This is a genomic window from Candidatus Binataceae bacterium, from assembly GCA_035308025.1.
Lineage (GTDB): Bacteria > Desulfobacterota > Binatia > Binatales > Binataceae > JAJPHI01.
Genome location: DATGHL010000004.1, coordinates 1 through 13,536, shown reverse-complemented (window position 1 = coordinate 13,536; position 13,536 = coordinate 1). Strand labels below are relative to the sequence as shown.

Annotated in this window: 12 protein-coding genes and 1 pseudogene; 9 read left to right on the top strand and 4 right to left on the bottom strand. The window is 60.5% G+C overall.

Features of this window, described 5'->3' with window-relative positions; translation table 11 throughout:
• Nucleotides 1–9: 9 nt before the first annotated feature.
• The 3 genes from VKS22_00565 to VKS22_00555 all read left to right on the top strand — a co-directional run bounded on the left by VKS22_00565 (nucleotide 10) and on the right by VKS22_00555 (nucleotide 2,713).
• Complete coding sequence (locus VKS22_00565; GenBank protein ID HLW69092.1) at nucleotides 10–420, top strand: BON domain-containing protein; 411 nt, start codon at nucleotides 10–12, stop codon at nucleotides 418–420.
• Between the two features lie 175 nt (nucleotides 421–595).
• Nucleotides 596–2,101, top strand: a complete 1,506-nt coding sequence (locus tag VKS22_00560) for an amidase (GenBank protein HLW69091.1) — start codon at nucleotides 596–598, stop codon at nucleotides 2,099–2,101.
• A 108-nt stretch (nucleotides 2,102–2,209) separates the two neighbouring features.
• Nucleotides 2,210–2,713 (top strand): gluconokinase, encoded by a 504-nt coding sequence (locus VKS22_00555; GenBank protein HLW69090.1) that lies wholly within the window; start codon nucleotides 2,210–2,212, stop codon nucleotides 2,711–2,713.
• Here the strand turns inward: VKS22_00555 and VKS22_00550 are convergent.
• From VKS22_00550 to VKS22_00540, 3 genes are all read right to left on the bottom strand, one after another.
• Nucleotides 2,684–3,544 carry an alpha/beta hydrolase gene (locus VKS22_00550; protein HLW69089.1) on the bottom strand — a complete coding sequence of 287 codons (861 nt, stop codon included), beginning with the start codon at nucleotides 3,542–3,544 and terminating at the stop codon, nucleotides 2,684–2,686. The two genes, VKS22_00555 and VKS22_00550, sit on opposite strands and share 30 nt — an antisense overlap.
• A 139-nt stretch (nucleotides 3,545–3,683) precedes the next feature.
• Complete coding sequence (locus tag VKS22_00545) at nucleotides 3,684–4,463, bottom strand: hypothetical protein (protein ID HLW69088.1); 780 nt, start codon at nucleotides 4,461–4,463, stop codon at nucleotides 3,684–3,686.
• Between the two features lie 91 nt (nucleotides 4,464–4,554).
• Nucleotides 4,555–6,858: a hypothetical protein gene (locus VKS22_00540; GenBank protein HLW69087.1), complete on the bottom strand. Its 2,304-nt coding sequence runs from the start codon at nucleotides 6,856–6,858 to the stop codon at nucleotides 4,555–4,557.
• A 1,099-nt stretch (nucleotides 6,859–7,957) separates the two neighbouring features.
• Here VKS22_00540 and istA point away from each other — a divergent pair.
• The 3 genes and pseudogenes from istA to VKS22_00525 all read left to right on the top strand — a co-directional run bounded on the left by istA (nucleotide 7,958) and on the right by VKS22_00525 (nucleotide 9,736).
• A pseudogene (gene istA, locus VKS22_00535) lies at nucleotides 7,958–8,955 on the top strand (IS21 family transposase).
• On the top strand, nucleotides 8,952–9,371 hold the full coding sequence (locus VKS22_00530; GenBank protein ID HLW69086.1) for an ATP-binding protein: 420 nt from the start codon (nucleotides 8,952–8,954) through the stop codon (nucleotides 9,369–9,371). The pseudogene istA and the gene VKS22_00530 overlap by 4 nt, the downstream one beginning before the upstream one ends.
• Nucleotides 9,284–9,736, top strand: coding sequence for an ATP-binding protein (locus tag VKS22_00525; protein ID HLW69085.1), 453 nt, complete (start codon nucleotides 9,284–9,286; stop codon nucleotides 9,734–9,736). Before VKS22_00530 ends, VKS22_00525 begins: the two co-directional genes overlap by 88 nt.
• Before the next feature lie 31 nt (nucleotides 9,737–9,767).
• Here VKS22_00525 and VKS22_00520 read toward each other — a convergent pair whose 3' ends face one another.
• A complete protein-coding gene (locus VKS22_00520; GenBank protein ID HLW69084.1) occupies nucleotides 9,768–10,655 on the bottom strand; it encodes an LLM class flavin-dependent oxidoreductase in 888 nt (295 codons plus the stop codon).
• 1,125 nt (nucleotides 10,656–11,780) lie between these two features.
• Here VKS22_00520 and VKS22_00515 point away from each other — a divergent pair.
• The 3 genes from VKS22_00515 to VKS22_00505 all read left to right on the top strand — a co-directional run bounded on the left by VKS22_00515 (nucleotide 11,781) and on the right by VKS22_00505 (nucleotide 13,414).
• Nucleotides 11,781–12,038: a hypothetical protein gene (locus VKS22_00515; protein ID HLW69083.1), complete on the top strand. Its 258-nt coding sequence runs from the start codon at nucleotides 11,781–11,783 to the stop codon at nucleotides 12,036–12,038.
• Between the two features lie 220 nt (nucleotides 12,039–12,258).
• A complete protein-coding gene (locus VKS22_00510; GenBank protein ID HLW69082.1) occupies nucleotides 12,259–12,669 on the top strand; it encodes a nuclear transport factor 2 family protein in 411 nt (136 codons plus the stop codon).
• Nucleotides 12,670–13,270: 601 nt separating this feature from the next.
• Entirely contained in the window at nucleotides 13,271–13,414 is a 144-nt protein-coding gene (locus VKS22_00505) for a hypothetical protein (protein ID HLW69081.1), read from the top strand.
• Nucleotides 13,415–13,536: the final 122 nt, after the last annotated feature.

Below are 13,536 nucleotides of genomic sequence, written 5' to 3'. Positions count from 1 at the left end.
GAGAGTACGATGCGGAACCTCTACAAGTTCCCGACCATGTTAGCCGCGGGCATCGGCGCCGCCGGGATCGCAAATGTCGCTCTTGCACAAGATCAAGGTCCCGTGGTGACCAACGATGCGTCTGTCCAGTCGGAGCAACTCTCAGCCTCGAGCACGCAGCATACCATCTATGCCTCGCCTGCCGACCGCGCCAAGGACGCTCTCATCATCACCGAAGTGAAATCCACTCTCGCTGATGACGGCGTCACAGATGACTACCCAGTCACCGTGGGTGCAGCTCATGGAGTAGTTACACTCACAGGCGTACTGGCGTCCCAGCAAGATATCGATCATGCTATTGTCTTGGCGCGAAACTGCGATGGCGTTAAGTCAGTTCAAAATAAGCTGACGGTCGAAAAGCTCCCCGCCGGAGAGCAGTAGGCAAGTACTCTTCCATATTAGCTAATGATTTAGATTATTAGACATTCTCTGAGAATATTTGCGCCTCGGAGCGTTGAATGTCTGCTTGCCCGCGCGTTGGACAAATCCACCGGCCAAGTCTTACCCTGAAGTCCTGACGTTGACTGATTGGCCTGATTGATCGGGAGGACAAGCGATGCCGGTTAAAGCGCCTTCAACTGAAGATTTGACCCGACTCGCCAATACGCTGGGGTTTCGGCCGTCGCCGCAAGACACCGAGTCGTCGCGCCGCCTGCTCGAGCCCTATATCTCGGCGCTGAACCGTTTGGACCTGCTCGCCGAGCCGACTCTTCCGGTGAAGTATCCCCGCGATGGCGGCTGGCGGCCGACGGCCGAGGAGAATGTGCATAACGCCTGGTACTGGCGCTGCGAAATCAAGGGTGCGCCGAGCGGGCTGCTCGCCGGCAAGACCTTCGCGATCAAAGACAACGTCTGCGTCGCCAGCGTTCCGATGATGAATGGAACGCGGTTGCTCGAAGGTTTCGTGCCGAATATCGATGCCACGGTGGTCACGCGCATCCTTGACGCTGGGGGAACGATTCTGGGCAAGGCGGTTTGCGAAAGTCTCTGTTTTTCGGGCGGCAGCCACACTGCGGACAGCGGTCCGGTGCGTAACCCGCACGACAGTGAGCGCACCACCGGCGGCTCGTCGAGCGGAAGCGGCGCGTTGGTCGCGGCGGGCGCGGTGGACATGGCGATCGGCGGCGATCAAGGCGGATCGATCCGTATTCCGAGCGCCTGGTGCGGACTTTACGGGCTCAAGCCGACGTATGGGTTAGTGCCTTATACCGGCGCCTTTCCGATCGAAATGACTCTCGATCATCTCGGGCCGATGGCGCGTAGCGCCGCGGATTGCGCCCTGATGCTCGAAGCGATCGCCGGGCCGGACGGCCTCGACCCGCGCCAGGGCGCCAATCTGGCGGGTGCCGCCTACACGAAAGCGCTCACGGGTGACGCAAAGGGCTTGCGCCTTGCTCTCGTGCAGGAGGGCTTTGGCACGCCGGGTGCTGAAAAAGAGGTCGATGAAGCCGTGATGGAGGCGGCCCAGGCCTTCGAGAAGCTCGGGGCGCGTCTCGACCGCGTCTCCATCCCGTGGCATCGCGATGGCGCACCGATCTGGACGGGAATCGCCGGTGAGGGCGCGCTCGCCACAATGATCACCGGCAGCGGGCTCGGCACGAACTGGAAGGGTTACTATGCAACCGGGATGCTCGACGCCTTCGCGCGTGGTCTGCGGACCCATCCTGACGACGTTTCCGAGAGCGCCAAACTGTTTGCGATGCTCGGCCTCTACATGCGCGACCGTTACCACGGCCATTACTATGCCAAAGCCCAGAATCTTGCTCGCGCGCTCAAGGCCGCTTACGACAAAGTCCTGAGCGATTACGATCTGCTGGTGATGCCGACGATGACGACCCGGGCACCGCGCATCCCGCTGCCTGGAGCCTCACGCGAAGAGTACATGGCCGCCTCTCTCGGGATGGTTTCGAGTACGGCGCAGTTCAACGTCACGGGCCATCCCGCGATGAACGTGCCCTGCGCGGTATCGAAGGGCCTACCGATTGGCATGATGCTGGTCGGGAAGAGCGGCGACGACGCGACCGTGCTGCGCGCCGCCGACGCCTATCAAAAAGGCGCGTGACACTAGCGGAGCGCGGTTGCCGCGCGCAGCGAGCACAGGGGCCGGCGGAGTCTGCGACGCGCGGCCAAGGTCAAGAGTCTGCGAGCTGCGTCAAAAATCTTAGTCCTGATGGGGGTGGCGGGCAGCGGCAAAACCACGGTCGGCGAGCTGGTCGCGTGCCGCCTTGGCTGGTCCTTTCACGACGCCGATGACCTTCATACGGCGGCGAATCGGGAGAAGATGGCGCACGGAATCCCGCTCACGGACGACGATCGTCAGCCGTGGCTCGAGGCAGTCCGAGCCCTGATTCAACGATCAGTATCCCGAGGCGGCTCGGCGGTCATTGCCTGTTCGGCGCTCAAGCAATCGTATCGCGATCAGATAATTATTGATCGGGATGCAGTAAAACTTGTCTACCTGAAGGGATCATACGAGCTAATCGCGAAACGCGTGACGGCGCGGCAGCGTCATTTCTTTGATCCGCAACTCTTGCGTAGCCAGTTCGAGACGCTCGAGGAGCCGCGCGACGAACTGGTCATAGAAGTCTCGGAGGAGGCCCACGCGATCGCGGACAAAATCTGTGCGGAACTGGCGATCCGTGTCTCAGGCGGGTTCAGCAAAGAAGGCGAGTAGCTGCTCAATCAGATAATCCGGACGTTCTTCGGCGAGCCAATGGCCGGCGCGCTCGATGAGGCCGCCGCGAACATCCTCGGCCAGCTCGCGCATGGAGCGCAGCGGACTGTTACGGAAGCCGCGCTCGCCGCCCAGCGCCAGCACCGGCATCTTGAGCTTGGTCTTTGCATTTTCCTTGTTGTGATCGATATCGGCAAAGATCGCGCGATAGTATTCGAAACCGGCGCGCATCGCCCCCGGGGCCGAATAGCTGCGGCCGTATTCGTCGATCTCCGCCTCGGTGATCGCCAAGGGATTGTAAGCCGCAGAACGATAGAACCACGACAGGTAAGCACGCTCGCGGCCCGCCACGAGCGCCTCGGGCAGGTCGCGGACGCTGTGAAATGCGAGATGCCAGATGCCGCCGCGACGCGTGATCTGCGGGAATTTCTCCCAGGCCTCGCCGGGAATCGTGACATCGAGGATAACCAGCTTACGCACTTCGGACGGATTGGCGCAGGCATAGGCGTAGGCGACCGGACCGCCCCAATCGTGGCCGACCAGGAAAATCTTCTCGAGGCCGAGCTTGTGCACGAGTTGACGGATGTCGCCCGCGACGGTGCGCTTGTCGTAACCGCTCACCGGGCGCGAGGAATCCCCCAGCCCGCGCATGTCGGGCGCGATCACGGTATAACGCTGCGCCAGCGCTGGAATGATCCGGCGCCATTCGAACCAGGTCTGCGGCCATCCATGCAGCAAGACCACCGGCTCGCCATGTCCCGCGATTACGTAATGCAGCCGCACGTCGTCCAGCACGGCGGTATGATGCGCGAAGATCGATTCGTCGTTCATGCACTGCCGTCCCACAGCAGGCTATTAAAAAGATTTCAACTTAGAATCTTGACGCAGCTCCAGGGGGCGGGCGAGTCCGCGAGCGCGGCCTTTGGTCAGACTCGCCTGCTCCCTCCGCTTTGCTGCGCTAGCGTAGGCCCTACAGGTCCACCGGCAGTTCAAGATGTTCGCGATAGATGAAGTCGCGATGCGCGAAGAGCGCCGGATCCGCAGCCCGCATCACGGTTGGCTCGGCGCAGGTGTACATACTGCGAAAGGCGCTGGTCATTGCGCATTGGTCATCGGGCAGCGGCTGGATCAGAGCGGCGAAGCAGGCCCAGTAGATGTCAAGCGCGGTGAGCGCGTCACCGATCAGGTAGCGGCTGCCGCGCTGGCGTTGCGCCGCGAGCTGCCGCGCGAGCGCCTCGAGAATCTCGGCGACCCGTAGCGGCGCGCCTGCAGCAAATTCAGGCGCATAGCCATACTTGTTGCCGAGGAAGGTTGAGAATTTCCGTCCGCCCTCGGGTAAGTTTGGATTGCTCAGGCTCTCGTGCAGCAGCATCAGCCGGCGCGCCCAGCCGAAGCCGTTTTCGCCGCACAGCTCATTGGCGAGGCCGAACATCTGTGCCCGCTCGTCAAGCCTGGCTGGGATTAGAGGGGGCGTTGGTGCAATGCGCTCGGCCAGATAGAGCTGATCGCTCCACAGGCTGCGGGGCCGCTCGTCGTTGTAGATGAAGGCGGGCGCGGTCTCCTGCGCGGTCCATTGCCGCAGCGCCGGATTCTCTGCCGCGATGATCTGCCGCACTTTCACATAGGGAATTTTCTTGACGTGAAGTATGCCCTTGGCCGATTCGCTCCACGGTCCAGGGACGCCGGGGGTGAGCACCACGCGCAGCCCAGTCAACGGAATTGCCTGCTCGACTTCGATATATTGCGCCATGGGACTGTCCTTCGCTGTTGCGGAACCAGCTTACTGCAACTGATTGATCGAGGTTTTACTTCATCGCGGATGGTTGCGCCATCGCTCGGGCTCAACCCAGCGGCGCTTCGTGCGCGCCGACGACGGGCTGCTCACGTCTCGGCCCCAGTAAAACGACGATTGCGCACAACCCAAGCACAACCCCCAACCCGAAGCGCCGGAGCAGGCCGCGCCGCGGTGGATCATTGATCGTCGCGAGGTCGTGGCGGCGGTAGAGTTGCAGCGCGCCGCCGTCTAACAGTCGGTCGTAGCCGGCTGGTGGATCGCCGAAACCGGGCGGCGGCGGATCCTGCCTCAGGATATAGGGCGGTGACCCGGCCATCGCTTCGTGCAATGAATCCAGTCCGCGCACTCGGCTGCCGCCCTCCCACTGGTTGTTGGGGTCGTGTTGATACTCAATCGGATCGTCGTTGATTCCGGTAAGGATTGAAAACTGCACCAGAGAGTATGACGAGATGCTCTCAGTGAGATGGAGGATATGAGTTGCGGGCGTGATCCGGCCGGCCGCAATTTCGGCGTTAAGAGTTTTGATCAGTTCCATCTCGTCAGCATCAAAAGTCCAACGGCGGTCGCTATGTCCCGCCCAATAGCCATCGGCAGCGGTGTCGAGATTAAAAGCCCATTGCTCGGTGATCGTATGTTCGAGCGAGTCATAGTAGATCGGGTCGGTGTTGCGCCGCCACGGATAGATCAGGAGCGTCATCAGCGCGAGGAAGGTCAGTGGGCGCGACCAGCGATCATACGCCAGTGCAAATAATAGTCCGGCCGGGAAGATTAGAAAGTACGGACACCAATAGTCAGTCAGCTTGATACTGATATCGGAAGTCATCATGCGGGTGGCGGCGGTCCGGCCGAGAGCGCGCAACGCCGGGTCGAGATAATCGTCCAGCGCGCCGAGGAGCAAGGCGCCCGCGGCGATCCCCGCGTAGCGCGCGCGCAAGGGACGCTCGGCTGTGATGATCCCGAGCGTTGCGAACAGCCCGCCGAAACCGAAGAGGAACAGCATCGGCAGGTTCAAGCCGACCTTCGTGTAAAACGAGTAAAATATGAAAGCATGACGCGCGATCACTGCCAGCAGCAGCGCCCCGATTAGGGCGGCGTTGATGATTCGCAAATCGAGGTCTTTAAGCCGTTGCGGCTGCGGCGCGAGCAGGGCGGCAGCGGTCACAATCAGGCCAAGGCCGCTCAACAACAACAGCGGCAAGATCGGATACTGGACTTGCCAATCCAGCCCGATTAGCAACTCCGGAAATGCACACAAGCTCGCGCCGAACAAGGCGAGCACTCCGGCAAAGAAGCGCCGATAATCGCCCTCAACCAGCCACATCAGGACGCCGAGACCTGCCGTGATCAGGCCGAACGCGCCGATAATCGCATGGGAGCCGACACCGATTCCGAGCATCAGTGCCCCGGCCGCGAGCGTGATTCGGCGTCGGTTCAAATCGAGGAAAAATGCCAGCGCGAGCCCGATCAGGGCGAAATCGACGGCCGTGCCGCGCATCCCCTGAGCCCGCCGGAACAAATCAGTCGAGAAGAGCAGGAGCGCAGCGAAGCCGCCGGCAGTGTCGCCGAACAAGCTCTTGCCCAGGCGCCACGCCGCGAAAATCATCAAGGCCGCCATCGGCATCATCGCGGCGGTTTCGGTCAGAACGGCCAGTCGCGTGCCGCTGCCGAGCGCCAGCATCGCGTAGAAAAGTTCGAGGAAAGGTGTTTCGGCGTAACGTCCCCAGCAGCCGTAAGGGTCGTTGTCGAAGGGCAGATAGACTCGGAAGGTGAGGATCCGTTGGACGGAGGAGGGATAGGAGAGCACGTCCATGAAGGGCGGGACCGGAGAGGCGAGCTGCAGAGGGATGTACGAGACGGCCAGCAGAGCAGTCGCGAGCAGGGCGAGCTTCTGCCCGCTGCTCAGCGGGCTGAATTTTAACGACGGCGGTTTGCGCCACAACCAGGCGATGAGGAGCGCGATCAGACCCCAGATCGTAGCGGCGTTGAAGAGGCTCAACGGGCCCAGGATATTGCCGAGGATCGGCGCGAGCGCCCATGGCGCCGCTGCTCCGATCAGCAGCGCATCGGACGTTTGCAACTCTGGATCGAGCCGCAGCGCGGCGCCGCCCAGCAGGATCATGCACAGACCCCAGAAGAGCCAGACCTTGATCGCCGCCCATGCGGTTGCGGGTAAGACTTCGCGGATACCGTCGAAGGCCGCGCGCCAGCTCAGCGTCGCTGGAAAATCGCGCAAACGATGAATCGCCAGCAGCGTGATAACGCCTAAAGCGAGCCAGACGGCGAGCCAAGCCCAGTACGAATCTCCGGCCGCGCGGTCGTCCGGTGTCGCGTCTCGACGGGCGATCTCCATCGGGGAATTATGCGCAGAAATGTCTGAGAGGGAGTAGCCCGATCTTCCGGCGATGCGAGGAGAGGGGACTTGAACCACTACGCCTTGCGGCACTGGATCCCAAGTTCTGTGCGGCCAGTTCTACCACACAATCTGAGGCCAGATCGGGCCGAAAATACTGCACTCCTTGCGAACATCATCCCAGCCCCTATGACAGCGGACCAAAGTGGGCACTATGTGAGCACTGGAAATCGATTTTCGAGCGCTTGAACAGGGCGGCTGAACGATGTCCGCCGCGCCGCGCGGCTGCGACGGTTTTCGCGAACTCCGCCCCTGACAACCAGCCAACTGTAACTCCCCCGCATTGCATGTCCTTGGAGCTAACGTGCCCGTCGCCCGCTCAAAGTTTTCCTAGATCCGGGCATTTAGCAGCAGTTCTCGATTCTGGTGACAGCTCGGCATCACCATCACCCTGACGGGGACAAACAGTGCAGTGGCTGACCGCCTAGCCCATTGTGCGCGGGTTCCAGACGCCCCGCCAAACTCATCAATGCTCTAGGCGCAAAGAAATGCGGTGATTAAGCTTGGCCGTTGAACGGCGCAAGATGCCGTCATAGGAGTCCTCGAAAAGATTACGGAACCGTGAAACCTCGGCTCTGCTCCCAGAATCGCTCTCGCGGAGCTCCTTGATAAAGGCATTGACGTAAGAAGTAGTCTCTCTACCAGCCGGAAGAACAGAGGTGAGTTTCTCAGCTGCGCGGGCTCTTCATTGCCGGTTGTAAGGGGATCGAACCCGTGACGTCCAACTTGGGAATTCAGTGATTCTTGCCACATGGCGCCGCACACACTAGAAAGCTTACCGCTAACCGCGCTCACCTTCGGACGGTGGTCGCTTGCTGAGACGATCGAACTTCTGGAAGAGCCGAGTGCGGGAAAACTGCACGCTCGGATCTGTGAGGGCAAAAGCCGATGGCTGTGCTACTTGAGCCGAACGATATCGCGACTGTCCCGGAGTGTTAGTGCCGATGCAAAACTGACCCGGGTCGCCGATTGAAAATTGACCCACTCCCGGCATGGGGTACTCCAAAGCGGAGGGCCTCATGCTGGTGGCGGAGGGAGCGTGGAGATCCCGGTTTTGAGTCGTCAGGGGAAGAGCATCCGGGAGATTGCGCGGATGCTCAAAGTGTCGCGCAACACGGTCCGGCGCTATCTGCAAAGTGAGGGGCTGCCGCGGTACCAACGTGAGGCGCGACCGAGCAAGCTCGATCCTTACAAGCAGTACATCGACGGAAGAGTAAAGGCCGCGGCGCCGGACTGGATACCGGCGACCGTGCTGCTGCGCGAGCTGACGGCGCTGGGTTATCCGGGCGGCTACAGCATCCTCAAGGATTATCTCGCGACGTTGCGACCGGTAGCGAGGCTGGACCCGGTGGTCCGCTTCGAGACTGATCCTGGCCGCCAGATGCAGGCCGACTTCGCGACCATTCGGCGCGGGCGCGACTGGCTGGCAGTGTTCATCGCGACGCTGGGCTGGAGCCGGGCGACATACGTTGAGTTCGTCACCGACGAACGGCTGGAGACGCTGCTCGGCTGCCACGAGCGCGCGTTTTACTTCTTCGGCGGAGTGCCGCGCGAGGTCTTGTACGACAACATGCGCACGGTGGTGAGCGATCGCGATCAGTACGGCCCCGGGCTGCATCGCTACAACCGCACCTTCCTCGACTTCGCGCACCACTATGGGTTCCTGCCGCGGCTGTGCCGACCATATCGGGCGAAGACCAAAGGCAAGGTCGAGCGCTTCATCGGCTATCTGCGCGGGAGCTTCTACATTCCGCTGGCCAGTCAGCTTCGGCCCGACGACTGAAGGTCGATCGCGATACAGCCAACGCTCGGGTCGGGACCTGGTTGCGCGAGATCGCCAACGCGCGCGTGCACGCGACCACGGGCGAGGTTCCATGGATGCGCCTCGCGATGGAGCGCGAGCGGCTGCAACCGATGCCCGCGCCCTGGCCGGGATTGATTAAGCCCGTTCCGTCAAAGCGTCAGGCGGCACCGCCACTGGGGTATCAGCATTCGCTGCGCGTGTACGAAGAGCTGATTACGGCCGAGCTCAAATGAGCATCCAGCATCAGCGCGTGGTCGAGCTCTGCAATGAGCTTAGGCTCGGTAGCGTGGCCGCGCAGTATACCCCGCTGGCGCAGAAAGCCGCCGAGAAACACACGTCGTTCACTGACTTCGTTGAGGAACTGCTCATGGCCGAGCGCGAGTCGCGCCGCACGCGGGCCCGCGAGATGTTCGCACGCATCGCCGGCTTCCCAGCGGTCAAGACGCTCGATCAATACGACTTCACCTTCGCCACTGGTGCCCCGCGCAAGCAGATCATGGAACTGGCGAGCCTGGCCTTCGTTGAGCGCTCCGAGAACGTGGTGTTCCTGGGCCCTCGGGCGTGGGCAAGACTCATCTCGCGTTCGCATTGGGCTATCTCACCACGCAGAAGGGCTATAAGACGCGCTTCTTCAGCGCGGCCGATCTAATGCTGATGCTCGAAGCCGGGCAGCGCCAGGGTCGCTACCGGCAGGTGATGCATCGCGCGGTCAACGCTTACAAGCTGTTGATCCTTGACGAGATCGGCTACCTGCCTATGAGCCGCGAGCAGGCCCACCTGTTCTTCCAGGTGGTGGCGCAGCGCTACGAAGGCGGCTCGATGATCCTGACATCGAACCTGACCTTCGGCAGCTGGGATAGCGCCTTCGCCGGCGACAGCGTGCTTACCGCCGCGATGCTCGATCGCATTCTCCACCACCCCATTATCGTCAACATCAATGGCGAGAGCTTTAGGCTCAAGAACAAGCGCAAAGCGGGTATTCTGACTAACCCGGTAAAGCATCGCAGAGATTGAATGCCTCCTGTCAAGCTATTGGCGGCTCCGGTCAACCGATGTCTGGCGGCCCTTTGCGTATGTGTTCCCGCATTTGAGCAAGGCTGCCGCGCTGTTCATCGAGCCACTCAAGCCACCAAGTCGCTCCCGCCGCGCCAAGGGCTCCCACGATCGCCTTTCCCTGGGTCCGCTCACCGAGCGGGGTGGCACCGCTGGCAATCACGTCGAAGGGGGCGGAATCGGTACGATATTGGCGAACGTACTTGACGGCTTGTTCCAACTCATGCGGCTGCAGCCAAAACGCGGACCATGGAACGGTCCCGGGCCTCAGATCCGTCAACGCAACTGGAGGCATCTTTAGCGGAAACATGCCGTCCCATCGTGCCGCCCTCCGCATGGGTGGCTTGTTCGGCCAGAAACCCGCAACCCAGACCGGCACGCGCGGCGACTGTAGCGCTCGCGGGACAAACTTGGCGCGATCGATATGAAAGAATTCGCCATCGTGACTGAACGTCTCGCCGCGCCACAACCCGTCCAGTATTACCAGAGTTTCGTCAAGCTTATGCGCGCGAACCCGATCAGTCGGGTCCTCGCCAAAGCACTCGAATTCCCCATCCGCTGGTGCCCCGAGCCCCACGCCGAGAACGGTGCGGCCGCGCGAGAGATGGTCCAGCGATAGGACTTCCCGCGCCACCTTCCACGGCCGGCGCCGTGCCAACGGCGCGATCAGCGGACCGAGGCGAATACGCTCAGTCCGCGCGGCAATCCCGGCCAGCGCGACCCAGGCATCGACAAACGGAATATCTGAATGCCAGAGATGAAGGTGATCCCAAAGGAAAAAACCGTCCCAGCCCGCCTGTTCGGCATCGCAGGCAAGCGCAATGAGGTCGTGCGGATCGGCATACTCGCCGAAATTCTGTACGTAGACTCCATAACGCATTGTCGTCGGTAACCTCCGCATCTGTACTCGGGCGCTGCGCTATTCGAATTAATTCTCTTTAGCACAGAGTCTCCACGGTACGGCGAGGGGGAAGGTCCCCCTCGCGCTCCCCCTGGCAGACTACAAACTGGGTCGGTTTTACTTCGGCGAGATCTCGGCAAGTGGGTCAGCATTCAACTGGCGTTGACATGAGGGACAACGCGCGGTAAATCACGTTATTTTGCAGGATATGCCGAGACGCAAAACCCTTGAAAATGCTACTTTTTCTTACTGGGTTCTCCCGAATCCGGGTTTTCAATTCCCCCCGCCTCCACCACCTTAAGTGGTTGATTTTGTGAAGTTTTTGGTTCTGAAAACGCGCTCAGGGACTATTTCTGGCTGTCTGAGAGCTCGATACAGGAGAAAAGGCGGCTCTGATTGAGTGCCGGCACGGTTTGCAGACCCGGAATCAATATCCGGTAGCGCCGGAAAATCTCTGCTCAGAAGTGCCGCAAACTCGGGCGACCCAACCGGGATCTTCACCAACCGAAAGCGACAACGTGATGAAGGTGTCGCGGATGCAATATTGACCGCGTTGCGAATCCCGGCACGCCGGAGTGTCGGCCTCCAAACTCGCTTATTTGAACCACTCTTGCGACAAGGGGCGACCCTCACGTCGGCGAAGACAAAATATCGTCGTTCCTGTGCGTAGCGCGACTGCGGATTTCCTTAACAATCCGAAAGATCTCTGGAGCATGCGAGCAGTCCACCTTGAAGCTCGCAGCACTGGATTTCGTTTTATAAGCCCATCCTCGACGGCGTCACTGAGAGCTTTATGAAGAAGACCGACGGTTACGAAAGGCGAGATAACCAAGTTTGATTCTACGCCCGGGACAACCCGGCGCGGATTTTGCGCCCAGTGCGGATCAACTTTGACTTGCGAAAGTCTCCCCGGGCCGACGCAAACGCATTTTCATGTCGGTGCGTTTGATCAAGCCGCGCAGCTTCAGCCGACGAGAAAACAGTACTTTGCCGAGGAACGTCTTCCGTGGTTTCACATCGCCGAGGCATAAGGGCCGCTTGGTCCCTGCATCGGGAGGTGTTGAGCGTGCGCCCTCGGCGACGGGGGCCGAGACAGGTTCGCCCATGGTGGCCGAAGAGTTGACGGAGTCATTTTCCCACGGCGCTCGCCCCGCATGCGGTTGCTCGGAGTCGAATCACGAGGCCGGAGATTATGCTTGCGGCGTGGGCGCGTACCAGGCAATTACGGCAGCTCTTTACGCGGCGTTTCTCGAAATCCCGATAAAGCGGTACGAGATCGCCCTCAAGGGATACGCCGATCTCGTCGGCTTTTACGGAGTTTTCGAAGAACCGACGGGATTTGAGCGCGTCGTTGCGAAATAACGCTCGAGAGCGATTCGCCGGCGGAAAAATTTCGGGAATTGGAACGGCTAGGGGAGGAGCGCCCGGATCCTCCTTGCAGGCATTGTGAGTGGAGCTCTGGGTGCGGTCGCATTGATCTGGCTTCGCACGGGCGGCGGAAAAACTGAACACGCAGCTTCAAGAAGTAGTGCAAGGCTGCTGGCACATAATTTCGGTTTAATCGGACCAGGAGGCGAGGACAATGACGGTCGAGGAACAACTGATTCAACGTTACTTTGACGCGTTTAACCGCCACGACATCGAAAGCGTGATGGCCTGCTATCACGAAGAGCCGGTCATCGTCGGTCCGACGGGCAAGCGGTCCGTGGGTCGTGCAGAGGTCCGGCGCTCGTACGAAACCGAGTTCGCTGTGTTTCCCGACGGGCATTGCGATCTGCGTGTGTGCACGGGCAACAGCGGGCGTGGCGTGGCGGAGTCGTTCTTTCACGGCACCAATTCAAAACCAGGCAAAGTTGAGGCGATCGGTGCGGAAGTAATCGCAATTGTGGACGGCAAGATCGTGGACGGCAAGATCAAGCAGATCCGCGATTACCATCAGCCAGTGAACGCACGCGCGGGCAAGAGCCGCCACGAGGTGCAAGCGGCGCGTTAACCGCAAGGCGGCCGTTTTCCCGCGTGCACAGACTGGTCGCTGAGCCTATCAGGCCAGCTAATTATGGGAAGACGACCGCGCCGGTTCTGAGAGATAATGCGTTTTCACTCTCCGGTTTTGAAGATGGAGGCGCACTAGATAGATGACACCGAAGGAGGAACTCATCGAGCGCTATTTCGACGCGTTCAACCGCCACGATATCGAAGGGGTGAGGGCCTGCTTTTCACCGAGCGCTGGTGATCCTCGATGTCGAGGGCAGGTGGTTCGAAGGATGCGACGAGGTCAAGAGACGCTATGAAAATAGCTTCGCCTCAATGCCGGACTGTCGTTGTACTCTTCGCACCTTGATTGGGCATTCAGGTCACGGAGCAGCCGAGTCGTATTCCAGCGAACGCGTCCGAGATACGGTACAGTAGTGCTCGAAATTGGCGCGGAAGTGATAGGGAGCGGCGACGGCTGACTATCGCGCCGGCATTGGATCGGCGCGGGAGCCGAAGCCCGTTCGGAATCGAAGGTCCCGTGCGCGCTCTTTCGTAAAGTGCCATGATTCCGCTCATACCCAGGGGCAAGTAATGCAAAGGTGAAGAGGACAATCATCGCCATGCAGACACAAAATCGCAAGGCCGAGTTCACGATCGGGGCTGTAGCCTATGCACCCAAGGTGGTCACGATTTGGGAGGGAATCAGAGAGTACCTGCGTGACCGAGATTTGCAGACCGGGATCTATCAGGAATTTCGTGTTTGAGCCAGTGGTGGTGATTAGTCAGTAAGGATGAATCGGTCCTCGAATTGGATCGCCATCTGGGTCTTGGCAGCATGCCACGAAATTGGCGGATTTTTCCAGCGCGCCGGCACATTCCGTAGCAC